Source organism: Pseudoalteromonas xiamenensis, from assembly GCF_017638925.1.
Lineage (GTDB): Bacteria > Pseudomonadota > Gammaproteobacteria > Enterobacterales > Alteromonadaceae > Pseudoalteromonas > Pseudoalteromonas xiamenensis.
Genome location: NZ_CP072133.1, coordinates 2,142,501 through 2,160,038, shown reverse-complemented (window position 1 = coordinate 2,160,038; position 17,538 = coordinate 2,142,501). Strand labels below are relative to the sequence as shown.

Genomic DNA, 17,538 nt, shown 5'->3' with positions numbered 1-17,538 from the left:
ATTAACTAAAGCTCTCGACGAATACTTCGATTACCCCTTTGGCTCGAACCGACACGCCTATCGGCACATTATTCCGTCTTGGTGTTGGAAGAGAAAGCAGGGTTGGAACCGTCTATTTCTTAGGCGTAGTCCAAGAACCTCCTCTTCGATTCCCGCTCCCTCATGCAGTATTTTATTGACACGTTTTCCACGCGAACCGCTCAGTATAACCATTGATGAAATTTACCGGTATCTAAACAGGCTGCGGCTTAACCGAAACCACCATGAATAAGTAAAAAGCGCTTGGATGCGTGTTTGATCTAATCTCTGCACGCCACAATATTTGTATATACAAGTTTAAATTACCTATTAAATACAATTTATTAAGTATGATTGTTGAATTGCTGCGTTGTATTGATAAAACGAGAAGCAGCGCAGCTGCTTCTTAAGATTTGGTCGTAGGAGCACTATCGTTTCGGTTCAAACTGCGTTTTACGTTGTCGATGAGCTTATCCATAATGGCAAAGAGAATATCAACGTTGTAGCCCATTAAAAAAGCCAGAGCCATAGGGGATAAAGAAGCAAGACCGTTTACTTCATCGGGTTTCAAAAACCACCCAATGATCATGCCACCCAGCGCACCGAGCGTTAAACGCAGTCGAAATCGAATTTCACTGTCGAATGAATAAGTGAGCGCTTTAATTTCGCGCAACAAGTCACGCAAAATAAAGATAAACGCACCCAATAGTCCGTAAAGTAAAGGTAAAATATAACCCTGTAACACTTTTAGAACGGATTCAGCAAAGAGCATATGCTCAAACAATAATTGCCGAGCGGCGAAGCGACTTTGTTCCAATTTCAGCGCTTCGATGGCCTCGCTACTCGCGGTTTGTCGTTGAAGCGCCCGAGTCTCGAGTTGCGAAAGCATCTTCGTCATCTGGTAAAATCGAGTGTGAAAGTGGCACTCCGAGTGTCCAAAGTCGATTCCAGTTAGCAAGCAATTTATAATTTGCATCAAATTGTTGCTCCGTCATGGCGATTTTATCCGCCAATCGTTCAACAACATCGGGGCGATTTGCAACTTGCTTGGCTTGGCTGAGCTCCATTTTTAGTTGCTGTTTTTGTTCGTCTAAATGCAGCAGATTGGCATTCAAAGCATGTCCAAACAGATAGCAAACTTGCACCATTAACAAGCCAATAAGCGCGCACATCGTTCCCCGCCGATACCAAATCACCGCTTGTTCCGCTCGAGTGCGTTTTCGCTGTGGTTTTGTGCTTTTAGGGTCTATGGTGGGAATTATTGCGTGGATACTATCGACCGTCACTGGATGCACACTTTTTGCTAGCTGGTCGTAACACATCAAAAACTGGGTTTCGTCTTCTGCACTCCAAAGACCCGCTTGCATTTTATGCTTCGCTTTGACAATCACTTGAGCTACGGATTCATCTATCGAAACGTGTCCATTACGAGCAATGTAGGTCAACAAGCGTTGACCATCATTGATCACCTTCTCCATTTCAGGTGTAAGTGTTAACTTACTTCTATCTTCAATAAGCATAGCAGTACACCATGTCTCCATGCGCAGTATGTAGCTGAGCTTCATCCCCTTTGTTATGCCAAATTGCGCGTGGACTTTGAAAGCTGTACCCGCCCGTATTCGCGTCAAAGTGATTGGTGTAGACGCGACACGTGGCGAACGGGGCAAGCTTACTGCGCTTAGCAAATACAAACACTTGCTTGCCTCTTACCGAGCTTAAACGCCACCCAGATAAGTCCACCCAATGCGGAGAGATATTCATTAACTCCACAAATTCATCAGCTTCGGTGTATTTCTCTTGTCCGTCATAAGAAAGATAATTAATGACAATAAAATTCGTCGCTTCACGTTCATACACCCAGCTACTAACACAAATACCTCGGTTGTCTCTGAGCTCTAGCTTATCACCACTGACCGAAAGCAATCTGCCGCGATGATGGAATGACAAAGCAGCATAACGCTGTACGTCCACTCGAATTGAATCCCCGGGTTGCAAATGCGTCTGTGGCGGAAAAACAAACGGCCGAGCTAAGTTCGAGATCAGGGTCCAGTGACTCAAATCCAAGATGGCAGGGCCATGATTTGTCAGCACGATGTATTCCTCTTCACCGTATTCAACTTGGCTAATTTTTATTTGATACCCGGAGCACAGCTCATAACACGCTTGCCACCAGCTATGCAAAGGCGATAGCGGTAAGCCATTTTGCTCTGCTTGGTGGTGTAAAGTTTCAGCGCCTTTGGTTACTTGCGCGTTCAACTGCGTCCAAATGGTCATTTTTTCGCTGTGCGAAGACAGAGACTGATGTAAGTGCTCAACACGTTCTGGATTGAAGGTCTCGTTCATAGGTTAAACTCCTTTGCGAATACCGCTTTAGCACGGTCTAAATAGGCTTTTCGCTCTGCTAATCCGTGTAGTCCACCATTGATACGCCGCGTGATATGCAGGATATCGTCTTCATCGGCGAACGTGTTTAAGCGCTTAGACTGCCAATACCAACATGCTGAAAGCACGCAAATATTTAGATCCTCTGCTACTCGTTCAGGTTCTGATATCAGATTTTCTCCAAGCCATTGACCGCGGCGCAGGTAATTTTCTCGACCTGTTAATTGAATTAAACCTCGCCCACGAAAGCGCCATCCGTCACCGGATGCTTCTGTGCCATTGCCCATGCGACTCGCATAAATACGGTTGGCGATAGCTTCCGGCTGACGGGCATAACTCTCCGCCATTACCTGATTGGGAAAATATTTGGCGAATAAAGTTGTCAATGCGGTTGCACTGTAATTGAGGTTTTCCCAACGATGTCGAAAGCCTCCGCTTTCATGGGCTACTTGCGCTAGAAAATGCGCAATGCGCGACGGGGTGTTAATAGAAAAACCTGGCAAGTGGTTGTTTAGAGGATCTACAAATGGGTGTAACACGGACTCGGATGTGGTTGGGACAATTTGACAAATTGAGTTGTAATCGACCGCTTGCGAGACATTGTTTTGCATAACAAACTCCTTTTTCGAATAGGAATTTGATTGTGGCTCGCTCTAAAATCGACTTCTCGGGGGAGTATAGGAAAGAATAAGGCAGATCAACGAGTGTGACCTGCCTTTGAAAATAATGTGACTAGTCGATACATACTGAACCCACTGCGAGATGGGCCAACTAACACGACGGTTTGTACACCTTAGTCTTGGTGATATTGACGACTAAACTCATGAACCGCATTGATAAAGACCCCTGCGTTTTCTGGGTCGACGTCTGGTGTAATACCATGCCCTAAATTGAATACATGACCTGTGCCATGACCAAAACCGGCAAGAATATTCTGAACTTCTTCACGAATACGGTCATGCGTACCGTGTAACATCGCTGGGTCCATATTACCTTGCAGAGCGACTTTTTCACCCACGCGACGGCGAGCATCCGCAATATCAATCGTCCAATCTAAACCGATTGCATCGCATCCAGTTGCCGCAATCTTCTCAATCCATTGACCGCCATTTTTAGTAAATAGCGTGACAGGTACTTTACGACCATCGTTTTCACGAATCAGACCATCGACAATTTTGTGCATGTATTGCAGCGAGAACTCATTGTAATCACGTGGACTTAGTACACCACCCCATGAGTCAAAAACCATTACCGATTGAGCACCAGCTTTAATTTGCGCATTGAGGTAGTCAATAACAGAATCCGCCAACTTATCTAAAAGTAAGTGCAAGGTCTTTGGTTCAGCAAACGCCATCTTTTTAATTTTACCGAACGTTTTGCTGCTCCCACCTTCAACCATGTATGTAGCTAACGTCCAAGGAGAACCAGAGAAACCAATTAACGGGACTTCCCCTTTCAATTCACGGCGGATAGTGCTTACCGCATTCATGACATAGCCAAGCTCGTCAGTTGGGTCTAAACGAGGGATCGCTTGAACATCAGCCAGACTGTTAATCGGTCTTTCGAAACGAGGACCTTCGCCTGTCTCAAAATACAAACCTAAGCCCATTGCATCTGGAATGGTCAAAATATCGCTGAATAGGATCGCAGCATCGAGCGGATAGCGACGTAATGGTTGCAATGTTACTTCACACGCCAACTCTGCGTTTTTACAAAGACTCATGAAATCACCCGCTTGCGCACGTGTTGCACGGTATTCTGGTAGATAACGCCCAGCTTGACGCATCATCCAAACCGGTGTCACGTCAACAGGTTGCTTTAACAGCGCACGTAAATAACGATCGTTTTTCAATTCGCTCATGGCGTAGGTGATCCCTTGTACAAATGAATTGGCGAGAATTGTATCACCATCTGCCCATTGGCTCTATGTTTTAGTCGTTGGGGTCGTAAATTTGACGCGTCTTTAATGATCTAGATTAAATTTAGTTTCTTCAAACACTTAAAAATAATTTTGCAAACGTAATATTAAACTATTTGCAACATCGAAAATTCCTTGGTATAAATTTGTCCGCGTTAAAGAAAAATAACAACAAAACACCTTCAAAATAATAATAAGTACTTGTACATACAAGCTAAACTGCATTATTACGACCACCTTCGGGTGGTTTTTTATTGCCCGCGTTTTTTCGATTACATTCCGCTACGCTTTTTATTCCTTTATAAATCAATAAGTTTTTATTTTTATGATGGAAATCTTTCAAAAAGTTATTGATCTTTTGGTCAGATTTCATTTTGATAGGGTAAACGAACCCGCTAAAGGAGATCACAATGCTTGAGCGTTTAGAACAAGCCCAAGAACAATGGGGCGGCAGCCATTCGGTTATCGATAACTGGCTTGCAGAACGTCAAGAACTGCTGGTCAAGTATTATCACCTAGCAGGGTGTGCGCCGTACGACAAAAAAGATCACGCGTTACCTGAACAAGCGCAAATTCAAGCGTTTTGTCAGATTTTATTAGACTACTTGTCGGCTGGTCATTTTGAGATTTACGATGATTTGGTACAGCAGTGCCAGAAGAAAGGCCCAGAGAGCTTAAAGCTCGCGCAAGCACTCTATCCACGTATTGCAGAAAGTACAGATCTTGCTCTCGACTTCAACGACAAATACGCTGAAGCGAAAGGTGAAGGTTTATTAGACCAGTTTGATAAAGAATTGTCGGAGCTAGGTGAGGCACTAGAGCAGCGTTTTGAGCTCGAAGATGAGCTTATCCATAATTTATACGCTAACCATACTGACGTATAATTCATCATTGTACGAATTTAACCAATAAAAAAGGACCATAATGGTCCTTTTTTATTGCATTAGCCTGAATTACTCAGCTGCAGAAGAAGCTTCTTCTTGAATTTCAAGCAACTCAACTTCAAATACCAATGTTGAATTAGACGGGATACGACCCAGGTCACGCTCACCGTATGCTAATTCAGAAGGAATAGTGAAACGGAACTTTGAGCCAACAGGCATAAGTTGAAGACCTTCAGTCCAACCTGCGATTACGCCTTTCAATGGGAAGGTTGCTGGTTGGTTACGTGAGTATGAACTATCAAACTCAGTGCCATCTAACAAGGTGCCTTTGTAATGTACTTTTACTACATCAGTTGCAAGTGGCTTTTTACCTTCACCTTGTACAAGTACTTCATACTGAAGACCTGAATCCGTCGTTGTAACGCCTTCTTTTTTCGCGTTATCTGCTAGGAATTTTTCACCATCTGTTTTGTTTTTCTCAGCTTCCACTTTCGCGTGTTCAGCTTGTTTCTCACGTACAGAGGTATCAAGTGCAGTTAACACTTCACGAATTTTCGCTTCATCAATTTTCGCGTTACCCGCTAGCGCATCTTCAAAACCACGCATAAGCAGTTTTTGATCAAGTTCAATGCCTAACTCTTTTTTATCGGCAAGGTCTTTTTGTAAGAAATTACCAACCGACGCACCGATACCGTATGCTTGTTGCTGTGCTTCCGTGTCTAGTTTCACTTCCGCTACTTTTTCTTCTGCTTTTTGATTACATGCTGCTAGCGCAAGCACTGATGCCGCAATAAGCGACAGTTTCAAAGTGTGTTTCATGGATTTTCTCTTGTTAATGTTTTATTAATGATTGTGATTTCGCCACAGTATCATTTTCAATACGATTATGCCAAATAAAGCCGCTGTTTCACCAAGGTCGTGCCAAAGTAGTCTAATGGTGGTACGCTGAATCAAGACTAAATGGTAGAACGCTTTTTTTGTTCGTTGCCCAACTATTACTTCGCTTGACGGGATTAGACCTGATATATGTACAAACGTTCATTTATCAAGACCTGCTTAACGTTCTTATTCGTAACGCTGTTTATAAGTGGCTGCAAGGAACAAACGTTGCCGGGAAAATCCGTCAGCCAACTTGCTCATGCTGATCTCGGTGCCTATGCAGCGGCCATTTCAGCAGATGGACGTTACAGTTTAGTGTCGAGCACCAATCAAGGTGTACTGCTTTGGGACAATCAATCTAATACCGTGCTTTTTCAATGGCATCAAGATAAAAATGAGCAAAATCTTGTCCATAGCCTCGCAATTTCATTTGATTCGCAAGTTGCCGTGACGGCAACCGACACCGATTTTGCGTTGTGGGACATTAAGACCGGTCAAAACCGCGGATTCTACCGTATTAGTAAAAGCACCATTCGAGATATTGCAATCAGCAATGAAGGACGTTTTGTGCTTTACGGCCGCGCTGACAATGTGGTCGTTTTAGTGGACCTAGCGGAAGGCCGTCGACTGGAGTTTCTTGGTCACACTGAAAAAATCAATTCCATTGCCCTGTCTCCTAATGGCCATTTTGCGCTCACGGGCGGGAATGATTACACCGCTTATTTTTGGGATACCCGCACCGGGCAAGTGATCCATCGTTTTAACCACCCGTCACGCGTAACAAAGGTCGCGCTCGACAATGAAGGCCGCTACGCGTTCACCGCCGATAGCATGAAAAAGGCAAGTATTTGGCGGCTGACTTCAGGTGAATTAGTCTCGCAATTGCAGTATATTGCACGCCAGAAAATTTTTAGTGCTGTCACCTTCAATAAACAAGGCACGCTACTGGCCACAGGCACACCTAACCGCCAATTAACGTTGTGGGATTTAAATACAGGTGAAAAGCAGGGTCTATGGCAAGTCGAGCCTCGAGAAGGGTCTAGACCAAAATCTGCGGTGGTCTTCGCTGCCGCGTTTGTTGACAACGATGCTGCGCTACTCACAGAAAGTTCTAATGGCATGTTAGAGCGCTTTGAACGGAATAATTAGTCATGAAAACGTTAGAACAACGCATTGTGGAACTCGAAGAGCGCGTTGCTTTTCAAGATGAAACCATCGAGATACTGAACGATGAGATGAAACTACATCAACTGCGTTTTGCAAAAATGCAGCGTCAGTTGGAGCTTTTGGCCGAAAAAATCAAAGAATCGCAGAATGGGTCAATGATGCACCCTTCACAGGAGCCACCGCCACCGCATTATTGATAAGTAGGACGAGTGCAAGAAAAACCAAAAGGGCTGTAATTTGCCCTTTTGTTATTATTCAGGTTTGAATACCCCGATAACTTGTTCAAATTGGCGTGTCGACGCTTGTACCGCTTCTTCAGGTTGAACCATGATATGACCACAGTGGATACATTCCACTTTTTCTACGTCATGTTCTTTGTAAAGCATCATACCATCTAACTCTTTACACTCTGGGCAACTCGCCCCAGCAATAAAACGCTTTTTCTGCTTCACTTTAACCCCTTAAACTGCTTTCTACCCACTTCTGAACTCTATTAACCGCTTGCCGATGTGCTCGCTACTGTCGATTTACGCGTGCAAATCTCTGCTGACAGAATCGGCGCTCGATAACTAACCGTCATTTTGCTGGTCAGTTTACCGTATTTACGTCGCTGATGGGTATAGAGCTCAACGTTTTCCATGTTAAAATCCCCGTAATTAATTTTGTGAATCTGACGCTATGATCCAACTGACTGAAATCGAACTACTTCGTGGTGGTAAAACACTGTTGAAAGAGGCCTGTGCGACCCTTTTCCCTGAGCACAAAGTGGGATTAGTGGGCGCCAATGGCTGTGGCAAATCAACCTTGTTTGCGCTCCTAAAAGGTGAACTCCACTTAGACGCAGGCACATTTACGATTCCGAAAGATTGGTCGATGGCGTCAGTTAAGCAGGAAACGCCTGCACTTGAAATCAGTGCTTTGGACTACGTTTTGCAAGGCCACCCTGAATATTACGCGTGTCGAATTGCGTTACGTGACGCAGAAGCCGCGGGCGATGGCGCCAAACAAGCGCAAATCCACCAGCAGCTAGAACACATCAAAGGGTATAGTATCGAAGCCAAAGCAGGTGAACTTCTCCATGGTTTAGGCTTCAGTAATGAGCAGATCCCACTCCCCGTCAGTTCATTTTCGGGCGGCTGGCGCATGCGATTAAACCTTGCACAGGCCCTGATCCGCGATGCCGATTTATTGTTATTGGATGAACCGACCAACCACCTCGATTTAGACGCAGTTTACTGGTTAGAGCGTTTTCTTCGCGCATACACAGGTACACTCGTGCTGATCTCGCACGACCGTGAGTTTTTAGACGCCGTGGTAGACCAGATTTGGCATATTGATCAACATCGTATCAATGTCTACAAAGGCCACTACTCTCAGTTTGAACGCCAAAAAGCGGAACGTATGGCTCAGCACCAAGCGATGTTCGAAAAGCAACAAGCGACCATTGCGCATCTGGAACAATTTATTACCCGCTTTAAAGCAAAAGCCAGTAAAGCAAAGCAAGCGCAAAGCCGCGTTAAAGCGCTTGAACGCATGGAAAAATTGGCGCCAGCACACGCTGACTCACCATTCAATTTTGAATTCCGGGATCCTGACACCTTGCCGAACCCGCTGATGTCACTTGATGAAGCGCAAGCGGGTTATGGTGACAAAACCATCCTGCACAAAATAAAGCTCAATCTTGTACCTGGAAGTCGTATTGCATTGCTGGGTCGAAATGGCGCAGGGAAATCAACTCTGATTAAGCTGCTTGCAGGTGAGCTATCACCACAGGCAGGAGAAGTATTTATTCACCAAGGTTTAAAAATAGGCTACTTTGCGCAGCACCAATTGGAGTCCCTCGATGCCGGCGCCAGTGCGATTACGCATTTGCAGCGTCTCGACTCGAAAGCCTCAGAACAACAACTGCGAGACTTTTTAGGTGGGTTTGCGTTTCATGGTGACAAAGCGCTTGAACCGGTTGCGCCGTTTTCAGGTGGTGAGAAAGCCAGATTGGTACTCGCGATGCTGGTTTATCAGCGTCCGAATTTACTCCTCCTCGATGAACCGACTAACCACTTAGATCTTGAAATGCGTCACGCACTCGTGATGGCTCTGCAGGGTTTTGAAGGGGCAATGGTCACCGTGTCGCATGATCGCCATATGCTAAAAAATACGGCAGATGAATATTACCTAGTCGACAATGGAGAGGTCACGCAATTTGGTTATGACCTAGATGCATACTACCAATGGTTGTTGAACCAAAATCGTGAAGCAAATAAAAAAGACGAGCTTGAAGACAAAGCCAACAGCAGTGCAAATCGCAAAGAGCAAAAACGCCTAGAAGCCGAATTTAGAAAGTACATCCAACCTTTGAAAAAAAGCATTAGCACGTTAGAAGGGAAATTGGATAAGTTAAGTGCCGCGCTGGCGGTAGTTGAAAATCAGCTTGCGGACAATGACATTTACTCTGATGAGAATAAAGCACAGTTGACTAAACTATTGGCTGAACAGGCAAAAATCAAACCGGAACTCAATGATGTCGAAGAGTCATTACTGTTTGCACTAGAAGAACTTGAAAGCAAAGAGCAACACTTTGCTGAAACCGGCGAACTACTGTAATGAACTCGCCAATTTGCACTACCGCATTTTGGCACTTTTCGTGTGACCTGTATGCCTTGTCAGGCGTACAGGACGCATTACTTTGCGCACAAAATCAAGATGCCAAAAACGTCAATATTCTCCTGCTGTTACGCTACTTAGAAACGCTTCATCTTCAGTTAGAGCAACAACAGCTTGATACCCTTAAGCAATGTGCTCAAGAGTTTGATCGTCTCCTTTTAGCCCCGCACAGAGTGATCCGGTTCCCATTTCAAAGCCGACTATTCATTCCATCCTGCGTATTCAACCGTACGCGAATCGCTGCTTAACAGCGAATTGCACTTGGAAAAGCTACAACAGACACTCCTCATTCAGCAACTTGAACAAATCAAGCTTCAAACCAATCCTATGGCTAACAACCTAGCGCTTTACACCGATTCGCTCACCCTGATTGCCTTACTACGCCAATCTTAAGCTCTGCGAGCCATTTTCACGGTAATTTTATGATCTCGATCAAGGCTCATTCGCTCCATCCTTTTCGGCGATTTAAAACTTGATCCGGATCATGCTGAGCCAGCGATTGCATGTCTATGATTAACCCATAGACAAGTTTAGGAGGCATCACCATGAACGTATTCTTTAGAGACTTTTTTTCTGACCCAGTGTTGTTTTTGTCCTTTGGATTCTTGGGCGTGGTAATTGTTTTATGTCTTTTCTACGTCTACTTCTTCATCAAGAAAGTAAACGAAGCTGAAGTTCCTAAATAAGTCTCCAGAAACAGAATTAAGCACGACGCACAAAGCACCTTACTAACCTAGTTAGTCGGGTGCTTTTTATTTGTCCCTCTACATCTTCACGAGCCTTTGGTAAACTGGTCCGACATTGACTCAGACATTTCGTAGCAAAGAGTATGGAATATCAATTCAAGCCAGCTTGGTGGATGACCAATCGACATGTACAAACTATTTTGCCAAGAGCCTACCGCTTGCGACAACGCACACCGGTTGACCTTGAAGAAATCGCGACACCGGACGGCGATTTTATTGAACTTGCGTGGGCCACTCCCGCGACGCCCGAGGCTCCACTAGTTATTGTGTTACATGGGCTTGAAGGTAACATTGATAGTTTTTACGCTCGAGGCATGATGCAAGCCGTGCGAAATCATGGATTTGATGCGGTTTTGATGCACTTTCGAAATTGCTCCACACACCCCAACAGAATGCCGCGGGCCTACCACAGTGGTGAAACCGAAGACATTGGTTTTCTGGTCAAGACATTACAAGCTCGTTTTCCAAACCGTGCGCTTTACGCTGTTGGATTCTCTCTCGGTGGGAATGTTCTAGCAAAATACTTGGGGGAGCAAGGGAGTGATTGTGTACTTAAAGGCGCATCCGTTGTTTCTGCACCGTTCGATCTCTCGACCTCTTGCCAAGTGATCCGTCGCAGTTGCTTTAAGCTTTACCAAAAATACCTGTTAGATAAACTCAAAAAATCTACAGCACGTAAACTGCCGCAAATTCAATCGCAATTGCAATTAAACGAAAGCGCGCTAATGGCGATTGACGACTTATGGCTGTTTGATGAGGCGGTAACGGCTCCATTACATGGTTTCGAAGGGGCGGAAGATTATTATGAGAAAGCCAGTGGACAACCTTATCTCCAGCATATCGCCATACCCACACTGGTGATCCACGCGGAAGATGACCCCATGCTTTCAACTGAAGCGGTTCCAAAAGCAGAGCAAGTCAGCGCAAGCGTCATGTTAGCCGTTTCAAAACAAGGCGGGCATGTTGGTTTTTTAAGTGGAAAAAACCCGTTCAAGCCAATATTTTGGTTGGAACAGGCTGTTCCACATTTCTTTTCTCAGTTACAACAAGGTAGACGCCATGATCATCCCGTATCAGCAGCTTGAGATTGACACGCTCCATAACCTGATTGAACAGTTTATTTTGCGTGAAGGCACGGATTACGGCGAATACGAAGTCACACTCGACCAAAAAGTAGAACAAATCAAAGCGCAACTCAAAGCGGGTGACGTTGTCATTGTCTATTCTGAATTGCATGAGAGCGTAAATATCATGTCGAAGTATCAATTTCTGGCCAGTCAATCATCGGATTGAATATAGACATTGTCATTTTTTCGTTATAGTGGAACATAGACGCAAACAATCAACAGGGAAATCTTATGCGACTACGTCCAACGCTCAGCACCACGTTATTACTACTCGTCACTAGCAACCCACTAATGGCCAGTGACGCGGCGATTCAAGCAGGCGAGCACGCCAAGCAGATAGCGAAGCAGGCTTTACTCATTGATACTCATATTGATGTTCCTTATCGTATTGCTGAAAAGTGGGACGACGTAAGCCAAGCAACGGATGGTGGCGATTTCGATTACCCAAGAGCAGTCAAGGGTGGTCTTAACGCGCCTTTTATGTCGATTTACATCCCTGCGAATCTAGAAAAAGAAGGAAAAGGTAAAAGCTATCAACTGGCGAATCAGTTAATCGATTCAATGGAAGCCCTAGCGCAACGTGCACCAGATAAATTTGCGATGGCGTACAGTACAGCTGATGTCGAAAAACAATTTAATGCAGGAAAAATTTCCATTGCGATGGGCATGGAAAACGGCTCACCCATTGAAGGTGACTTAAACAATCTGCATCATTTCTATAAACGTGGGATCCGCTACATCACATTAGCTCATTCACAAAGCAACCATATTTCAGATTCCTCATACGACCTGCGCCGCCAGTGGAAAGGTTTGAGTCCATTTGGCAAGGAACTCGTCGTTGAGATGAATAAAGTGGGTGTACTTGTTGATGTATCGCATATTTCGGATGAGGCATTCTATCAAGTGATGGAGCTGTCTAAAGTCCCTGTGGTAGCCTCTCATTCCTCGTTACGTAAATATACGCCTGGTTTCGAGCGTAATATGAATGATGACATGCTTAAAGCGCTGGCAAAAAATGGTGGCGTTATTCAAATCAACTTCGGCTCTAGTTTTGTCACGTCTAAAGCCAATGGCTGGTACGACAAACGCGATGAAGCACAAAAAGAAGCAGAAGCCAGCGGCACAAGCAAAGTCGATTTCCGTGCAGCCTACTTAAAGAAAAACCCGTTTCCTTTTGCGTCTCTGGAACAAGTTCTCGACCATATCGATCATGTGGTTAAAGTGATTGGTATCGACCATGTCGGCATTGGGTCTGATTTTGATGGTGTTGGAGATTCTTTACCCGTTGGTTTAAAAGATGTTTCTATGTATCCGAACCTGATCCAAGGGCTTTTGGACCGAGGATACGATGACAATCAAATTAAGCAGATCTTAGGCGGAAATACTATGCGAGTCTGGAAAGCGGCTGAACATTACGCGACAACTCACTAAAAGAGAGTTGGACTTGCTTTGAAAGGCCACTACGGTGGTCTTTTTCATATCGAAAAGAACGATAAATACATGTACCAATGCGGATTGAAATTGAGAAAATCAAAGAGTTGAATAAATAAGGAAATGCACCAAAAAATTGGTTGCGGGAGCCGGATTTGAACCGACGACCTTCGGGTTATGAAGCTCGACGAGCTACCAGGCTGCTCCATCCCGCGCCTGTATACTAAATGCTGTTTTATACTTCCGACTTAGTGAAAGAAGTTGGTTGCGGGAGCCGGATTTGAACCGACGACCTTCGGGTTATGAAGTCCGACGAGCTACCAGGCTGCTCCATCCCGCGCCTGTATGCTAAATGCTGTTTTATACTTCCGACTTAGTAAAAGAAGTTGGTTGCGGGAGCCGGATTTGAACCGACGACCTTCGGGTTATGAGTCTCGACGAGCTACCAGGCTGCTCCATCCCGCGCCTGTAAACCTTTAAAAAAACAAGATTTTAATACTTGCTCTTCAAAGAGGCCGCTATCATATAGGATCTAAAGATAAAAGCAAGCCTCTTATTTGGTTTTTATGACCATTTGATTGCAATTTAATCAATTATGGCCTTTGATGAGGTGTTACTATCTTTTGCCATTCCCAATCTGGATGACCCATGACGATAAAATCGGGATTTTCCGTGCTTTCACGCTGATTATACGTCAGCGGATTAAACTGCGCATCGGTGATAGAACCGCCGGCTTCTTCGACGATAATTTGAGACGCACCAGTGTCCCACTCGCCCGTAGGGCCAATTCTTAAAAAACAATCGGCTTTCCCTTCAGCAATAATACAGGCCTTTAAAGAGCAACTACCGAGTGCTATCGTTGCAAACTGGGCGTTGAGATACTGACTCACCGCTTCTAATTTTTGACGACGGCTAACCGCAAGCGTGAGCGTTTCTGGCGGTGCGACATAGATACGCTCCGTCTGCCCATCTTCACGCTTAAATGCTCCTTCTTGCTTCGCGGCAAAATAAGTAATGTGTTTAGCAGGCCAATGAATAACCCCAAGCACAGGCTTGTTGTGCTCAACGAGCGCAATGTTAACCGCGAAATCACCACTTTCAAGAATAAACTCCCCGGTTCCATCCATTGGATCTAGCAACCAATAACGAGACCAATTTTGTCTTTCCGCTAAGGGTGGGATTGGCACTTCTTCCGACATAATAGGAATATCAGGTGCAATCGCATTTAACCCCGCCATTAGCACCTCATTGGAGGCCAAATCCGCTTTTGTAACGGGTGTATGATCGGACTTTTCTTTCGCGCCAACGTCGTCTTGTTTATAGATTGCCATGATGGCAAGACCCGCTTGTTCAGCAAGACTGATACAGGCCTCTAGGTATTCATGCATCTTATTCCCCTTCTAAATACTGCTGAAGTAAGAGTAGTGCAGCTACACTTCGTGCTTCGGTGAAGTCGGGTTGAGAAAGTAACGATTGCCAATCGCTCAATGGCCATTTTACAACAATTAACGGCTCAGGTTCGTCACCTTCGAGTTGTTCGGGATAGAGGTGTTTTGCAAACAATATATGCATGCGAGCATTAAAATAACTCGGTGCCATAGAGACTTCTTTAAGCTCAGCAAAAAACTCCGCACCAAAACCCACTTCTTCTTTCAGTTCACGGTTCGCAGCTTGCTCGGGCGTTTCGCCGGGGTCAATTAAGCCTTTTGGGAAACCGAGCTGATAGTCATGCGTGCCAGCACAGTACTCTCTGACTAAAAGTAGCTCATTTTCCGCACTTAGAGGCACTATCATGACAGCACCTCGACCGCTGCCTTTGATACGCTCATATTCGCGCTTCTCGCCATTTGAGAATTCCAACGATAAGGCTTCGACGGTAAACAGCTTACTGCGAGCAGTAATTTCAGATTCAATAATCGTTGGCGGTGTCGGATGCTTTTTCTGTGTCATGGACAATTATTTGCTATGATGCTGATAATATAATCATAAAGCCTTTACCTTGAAATGCCTATGCTAAATTGGTCCGAAATCGACACTGTTCTGCTTGATATGGACGGCACACTACTCGATTTACATTATGATAATTACTTTTGGTTACATGTCGTCCCAGAAGAATACGCAAAAAAGAATCAGCTTTCGATTGAGCGAGCTAGACTCATCATCGAACAAAAGTACCAAGATGTCATGGGGCAACTCTCTTGGTACTGTTTAGATTATTGGCAGAAGGAACTCGACCTACCCATTATGGCGCTCAAAAGGGAGATCCAGCACCTCATCTCGTTACGAGAAGACACCATTCCATTCCTGCAGTTTCTTAAGCAAAGTGGAAAGCACATCGTTTTGCTCACTAATGCTCACCCAGATAGTTTAAGTTTGAAAATAGAACGGACACAGTTTGATGTGTATATGGATAGACTCATTTCTACCCATGAATACGGTTTTAGCAAAGAGCAACAAGCGTTATGGCATGCTGTACAAAAAGACTTAGGGTTTAACAGCCGTAGAACCTTGTTTGTTGATGACAGCTTAAGTGTATTAAAGAGCGCGAAGCAATATGGCATTGCTCACTTACTCGCGATCGCCAATCCAGATAGTAAAAAACCTCATAATCAAATTTCTGATTTTTTAGCGATTACGGATTACCGTCAAGTAATGCCAACGTGAGCGATACAGCGTTTGTGTTCGTCGCGCTCGGAAGGCGAGCACCAGTTGCTTAACGGTACTTCAGTGGCTACAGAGAGCTATTCCAACACCGAACTTGGTTTGTTGGGCGTTGTTTGTTGAGTTGGTTTGAGTTTTTTAAAACACATAAAGCAAAAAAGCCCGACTCTTTCGGATCGGGCTTTCTTTAATTAAGAGTCGGGGGCGCCTAGTCGGGGACGCCTAGTCCGGCTGCGCTTCGCTTGCGTTCCTCGGACTGCGAAGATGATCAATCTTCGGTTCCTCATCACCCTACTTTCACATGGCAGCTGCCACACTATCATCGGCCGGGGCTGGCCTTCCAGCTGTTGCATTTCACTTCTGAGTTCGGCATTGGGATAGAGCTGACTCCCAGGCTGGTATAACAGTAGTGCAATTTAACGCCAAAATGCAAAAAAGCCCGACTCTTTCGAATCGGGCTTTCTTTAATTAAGAGCCTGGCGATGTCCTACTTTCACATGGCAGCTGCCACACTATCATCGGCGCTGTTGCGTTTCACTTCTGAGTTCGGCATGGGGTCAGGTGGGTCCACAACGCTATTGTCACCAAGCATAAGCTGGTCGTCTACTCGCTATCGCAAGTAAACTAAATCTGGAATTCTGATATTAATGTCTTTTACTTCGTCGTTGTCTACTTTAGTCAATACTTAACTTCTAACAACTTAAACCACTTTGGCGTTGTATGGTTAAGCCTCACGGGTAATTAGTACAGGTTAGCTTCACGCCTCACAGCGCTTCCACACCCTGCCTATCAACGTTGTAGTCTCCAACGGCCCTTTAGTGGAGTTAAACTCCAAGTGAGAACTCATCTCGAGGCTCGCTTCCCGCTTAGATGCTTTCAGCGGTTATCGATTCCGAACGTAGCTACCGGGCAATGCCATTGGCATGACAACCCGAACACCAGCGGTTCGTCCACTCCGGTCCTCTCGTACTAGGAGCAGCCCCTCTCAATTCTCAAACGCCCACGGCAGATAGGGACCGAACTGTCTCACGACGTTCTAAACCCAGCTCGCGTACCACTTTAAATGGCGAACAGCCATACCCTTGGGACCGACTTCAGCCCCAGGATGTGATGAGCCGACATCGAGGTGCCAAACACCGCCGTCGATATGAACTCTTGGGCGGTATCAGCCTGTTATCCCCGGAGTACCTTTTATCCGTTGAGCGATGGCCCTTCCATTCAGAACCACCGGATCACTATGACCTACTTTCGTACCTGCTCGACGTGTCTGTCTCGCAGTTAAGCTTGCTTCTACCATTACACTAACCGAGCGATGTCCGACCGCTCTTAGCAAACCTTCGTGCTCCTCCGTTACTCTTTGGGAGGAGACCGCCCCAGTCAAACTACCCACCAGGCACTGTCCGTAACCCCGATAAGGGGCCAACGTTAGAACATCAAACATACAAGGGTGGTATTTCAAGGACGGCTCCACAAGAACTAGCGTTCTTGCTTCAAAGCCTCCCACCTATCCTACACATGTAGGTTCAATGTTCAGTGCCAAGCTATAGTAAAGGTTCACGGGGTCTTTCCGTCTAGCCGCGGGTACACAGCATCTTCACTGCGATTTCAATTTCACTGAGTCTCGGGTGGAGACAGCGTAGCCATGATTACGCCATTCGTGCAGG

At 45.3% G+C, this 17,538-nt stretch carries 20 protein-coding genes, 2 tRNA genes and 2 rRNA genes (1 of these 24 cut by a window edge); 10 read left to right on the top strand and 14 right to left on the bottom strand.

Annotation, left to right across the window (positions count from 1 at the left end; genetic code table 11):
• Positions 1-424 precede the first annotated feature (424 nt).
• From J5O05_RS10435 to hemE, 5 genes are all read right to left on the bottom strand, one after another.
• The gene (locus J5O05_RS10435) at positions 425-907 is read right to left on the bottom strand and encodes a hypothetical protein (protein WP_208842013.1); all 483 of its coding nucleotides are present in this window, start codon (positions 905-907) and stop codon (positions 425-427) included.
• Complete coding sequence (locus tag J5O05_RS10430) at positions 858-1,538, bottom strand: hypothetical protein (RefSeq protein WP_208842012.1); 681 nt, start codon at positions 1,536-1,538, stop codon at positions 858-860. Before J5O05_RS10430 ends, J5O05_RS10435 begins: the two co-directional genes overlap by 50 nt.
• Positions 1,528-2,361, bottom strand: coding sequence for a lamin tail domain-containing protein (locus J5O05_RS10425; protein ID WP_208842011.1), 834 nt, complete (start codon positions 2,359-2,361; stop codon positions 1,528-1,530). Before J5O05_RS10425 ends, J5O05_RS10430 begins: the two co-directional genes overlap by 11 nt.
• Positions 2,358-3,011, bottom strand: a complete 654-nt coding sequence (locus J5O05_RS10420; RefSeq protein ID WP_208842010.1) for a glycoside hydrolase family 19 protein — start codon at positions 3,009-3,011, stop codon at positions 2,358-2,360. Before J5O05_RS10420 ends, J5O05_RS10425 begins: the two co-directional genes overlap by 4 nt.
• A gap of 182 nt (positions 3,012-3,193) precedes the next feature.
• Positions 3,194-4,261 carry a uroporphyrinogen decarboxylase gene (gene hemE / locus J5O05_RS10415; RefSeq protein ID WP_208842009.1) on the bottom strand — a complete coding sequence of 356 codons (1,068 nt, stop codon included), beginning with the start codon at positions 4,259-4,261 and terminating at the stop codon, positions 3,194-3,196.
• 467 nt (positions 4,262-4,728) lie between these two features.
• Here hemE and rsd point away from each other — a divergent pair, with 467 nt between their 5' ends.
• A complete protein-coding gene (rsd, locus tag J5O05_RS10410) occupies positions 4,729-5,202 on the top strand; it encodes a sigma D regulator (protein WP_208842008.1) in 474 nt (157 codons plus the stop codon).
• A 69-nt stretch (positions 5,203-5,271) separates the two neighbouring features.
• Here rsd and fkpA read toward each other — a convergent pair whose 3' ends face one another.
• On the bottom strand, positions 5,272-6,021 hold the full coding sequence (gene fkpA / locus J5O05_RS10405; RefSeq protein WP_208842007.1) for an FKBP-type peptidyl-prolyl cis-trans isomerase: 750 nt from the start codon (positions 6,019-6,021) through the stop codon (positions 5,272-5,274).
• Positions 6,022-6,228: 207 nt separating this feature from the next.
• Between fkpA and J5O05_RS10400 the strand changes: the two genes are divergently transcribed.
• Both J5O05_RS10400 and J5O05_RS10395 read left to right on the top strand, forming a co-directional pair.
• Positions 6,229-7,230, top strand: a complete 1,002-nt coding sequence (locus tag J5O05_RS10400) for a WD40 repeat domain-containing protein (RefSeq protein WP_208842006.1) — start codon at positions 6,229-6,231, stop codon at positions 7,228-7,230.
• Positions 7,231-7,232: 2 nt separating this feature from the next.
• Positions 7,233-7,445 (top strand): SlyX family protein, encoded by a 213-nt coding sequence (locus J5O05_RS10395; protein WP_208842005.1) that lies wholly within the window; start codon positions 7,233-7,235, stop codon positions 7,443-7,445.
• Between the two features lie 54 nt (positions 7,446-7,499).
• Here J5O05_RS10395 and J5O05_RS10390 read toward each other — a convergent pair whose 3' ends face one another.
• Both J5O05_RS10390 and J5O05_RS10385 read right to left on the bottom strand, forming a co-directional pair.
• The gene (locus tag J5O05_RS10390) at positions 7,500-7,700 is read right to left on the bottom strand and encodes a YheV family putative zinc ribbon protein (RefSeq protein WP_208842004.1); all 201 of its coding nucleotides are present in this window, start codon (positions 7,698-7,700) and stop codon (positions 7,500-7,502) included.
• 41 nt (positions 7,701-7,741) lie between these two features.
• On the bottom strand, positions 7,742-7,888 hold the full coding sequence (locus tag J5O05_RS10385) for a hypothetical protein (RefSeq protein WP_208842003.1): 147 nt from the start codon (positions 7,886-7,888) through the stop codon (positions 7,742-7,744).
• Positions 7,889-7,926: 38 nt separating this feature from the next.
• Between J5O05_RS10385 and J5O05_RS10380 the strand changes: the two genes are divergently transcribed.
• From J5O05_RS10380 to J5O05_RS10360, 6 genes are all read left to right on the top strand, one after another.
• A complete protein-coding gene (locus tag J5O05_RS10380; protein ID WP_208842002.1) occupies positions 7,927-9,849 on the top strand; it encodes an ATP-binding cassette domain-containing protein in 1,923 nt (640 codons plus the stop codon).
• Positions 9,849-10,157 carry a TIGR02444 family protein gene (locus J5O05_RS10375; RefSeq protein WP_208842001.1) on the top strand — a complete coding sequence of 103 codons (309 nt, stop codon included), beginning with the start codon at positions 9,849-9,851 and terminating at the stop codon, positions 10,155-10,157. Before J5O05_RS10380 ends, J5O05_RS10375 begins: the two co-directional genes overlap by 1 nt.
• 13 nt (positions 10,158-10,170) lie before the next feature.
• Entirely contained in the window at positions 10,171-10,302 is a 132-nt protein-coding gene (locus J5O05_RS22460) for a hypothetical protein (protein WP_280117640.1), read from the top strand.
• 436 nt (positions 10,303-10,738) lie between these two features.
• A complete protein-coding gene (locus J5O05_RS10370; RefSeq protein WP_208842000.1) occupies positions 10,739-11,740 on the top strand; it encodes a hydrolase in 1,002 nt (333 codons plus the stop codon).
• Positions 11,715-11,948, top strand: a complete 234-nt coding sequence (locus J5O05_RS10365) for a YheU family protein (RefSeq protein WP_208841999.1) — start codon at positions 11,715-11,717, stop codon at positions 11,946-11,948. The genes J5O05_RS10370 and J5O05_RS10365 overlap by 26 nt, the downstream gene beginning before the upstream one ends.
• A gap of 125 nt (positions 11,949-12,073) precedes the next feature.
• The gene (locus J5O05_RS10360) at positions 12,074-13,213 is read left to right on the top strand and encodes a dipeptidase (RefSeq protein ID WP_244369987.1); all 1,140 of its coding nucleotides are present in this window, start codon (positions 12,074-12,076) and stop codon (positions 13,211-13,213) included.
• Positions 13,214-13,350: 137 nt separating this feature from the next.
• On the opposite strand, the gene J5O05_RS10355 is transcribed toward J5O05_RS10360, so the two are convergent.
• The 4 genes from J5O05_RS10355 to nudE form a co-directional block, all read right to left on the bottom strand.
• A tRNA-Met gene (locus tag J5O05_RS10355) sits at positions 13,351-13,428 on the bottom strand.
• Between the two features lie 172 nt (positions 13,429-13,600).
• Positions 13,601-13,678 (bottom strand) — tRNA-Met (locus J5O05_RS10350).
• A gap of 128 nt (positions 13,679-13,806) precedes the next feature.
• Positions 13,807-14,601 carry a 3'(2'),5'-bisphosphate nucleotidase CysQ gene (cysQ, locus tag J5O05_RS10345; RefSeq protein ID WP_208841997.1) on the bottom strand — a complete coding sequence of 265 codons (795 nt, stop codon included), beginning with the start codon at positions 14,599-14,601 and terminating at the stop codon, positions 13,807-13,809.
• 1 nt (position 14,602) lies between these two features.
• A complete protein-coding gene (nudE, locus tag J5O05_RS10340; protein ID WP_208841996.1) occupies positions 14,603-15,163 on the bottom strand; it encodes an ADP compounds hydrolase NudE in 561 nt (186 codons plus the stop codon).
• A 60-nt stretch (positions 15,164-15,223) separates the two neighbouring features.
• Here nudE and yrfG point away from each other — a divergent pair, with 60 nt between their 5' ends.
• Entirely contained in the window at positions 15,224-15,877 is a 654-nt protein-coding gene (gene yrfG, locus J5O05_RS10335; RefSeq protein WP_208841995.1) for a GMP/IMP nucleotidase, read from the top strand.
• A 471-nt stretch (positions 15,878-16,348) separates the two neighbouring features.
• Here yrfG and rrf read toward each other — a convergent pair.
• Together rrf and J5O05_RS10325 are read right to left on the bottom strand one after the other, a co-directional pair.
• Positions 16,349-16,463 (bottom strand): 5S ribosomal RNA (rrf, locus tag J5O05_RS10330).
• Positions 16,464-16,594: 131 nt separating this feature from the next.
• Positions 16,595-17,538: ribosomal RNA gene (locus tag J5O05_RS10325) — 23S ribosomal RNA — on the bottom strand; it runs 1,942 nt beyond the window's last position.

Bases quoted from the DNA above. Each gene is read 5' to 3' on its own strand.
- J5O05_RS10380 (WP_208842002.1), top strand. From the start codon at position 7,927: ATGATCCAACTGACTGAAATCGAACTACTTCGTGGTGGTAAAACACTG.
- nudE (WP_208841996.1), bottom strand. From the start codon at position 15,163: ATGACACAGAAAAAGCATCCGACACCGCCAACGATTATTGAATCTGAA.
- J5O05_RS10375 (WP_208842001.1), top strand. From the start codon at position 9,849: ATGAACTCGCCAATTTGCACTACCGCATTTTGGCACTTTTCGTGTGAC.
- J5O05_RS10420 (WP_208842010.1), bottom strand. From the start codon at position 3,011: ATGCAAAACAATGTCTCGCAAGCGGTCGATTACAACTCAATTTGTCAA.
- J5O05_RS10430 (WP_208842012.1), bottom strand. From the start codon at position 1,538: ATGCTTATTGAAGATAGAAGTAAGTTAACACTTACACCTGAAATGGAG.
- J5O05_RS10360 (WP_244369987.1), top strand. From the start codon at position 12,074: ATGGCCAGTGACGCGGCGATTCAAGCAGGCGAGCACGCCAAGCAGATA.
- J5O05_RS10400 (WP_208842006.1), top strand. From the start codon at position 6,229: ATGTACAAACGTTCATTTATCAAGACCTGCTTAACGTTCTTATTCGTA.
- J5O05_RS10365 (WP_208841999.1), top strand. From the start codon at position 11,715: ATGATCATCCCGTATCAGCAGCTTGAGATTGACACGCTCCATAACCTG.
- J5O05_RS10370 (WP_208842000.1), top strand. From the start codon at position 10,739: ATGGAATATCAATTCAAGCCAGCTTGGTGGATGACCAATCGACATGTA.
- hemE (WP_208842009.1), bottom strand. From the start codon at position 4,261: ATGAGCGAATTGAAAAACGATCGTTATTTACGTGCGCTGTTAAAGCAA.
- J5O05_RS10425 (WP_208842011.1), bottom strand. From the start codon at position 2,361: ATGAACGAGACCTTCAATCCAGAACGTGTTGAGCACTTACATCAGTCT.
- fkpA (WP_208842007.1), bottom strand. From the start codon at position 6,021: ATGAAACACACTTTGAAACTGTCGCTTATTGCGGCATCAGTGCTTGCG.
- cysQ (WP_208841997.1), bottom strand. From the start codon at position 14,601: ATGCATGAATACCTAGAGGCCTGTATCAGTCTTGCTGAACAAGCGGGT.
- rsd (WP_208842008.1), top strand. From the start codon at position 4,729: ATGCTTGAGCGTTTAGAACAAGCCCAAGAACAATGGGGCGGCAGCCAT.
- J5O05_RS10385 (WP_208842003.1), bottom strand. From the start codon at position 7,888: ATGGAAAACGTTGAGCTCTATACCCATCAGCGACGTAAATACGGTAAA.
- J5O05_RS10435 (WP_208842013.1), bottom strand. From the start codon at position 907: ATGCTTTCGCAACTCGAGACTCGGGCGCTTCAACGACAAACCGCGAGT.
- yrfG (WP_208841995.1), top strand. From the start codon at position 15,224: ATGCTAAATTGGTCCGAAATCGACACTGTTCTGCTTGATATGGACGGC.
- J5O05_RS10395 (WP_208842005.1), top strand. From the start codon at position 7,233: ATGAAAACGTTAGAACAACGCATTGTGGAACTCGAAGAGCGCGTTGCT.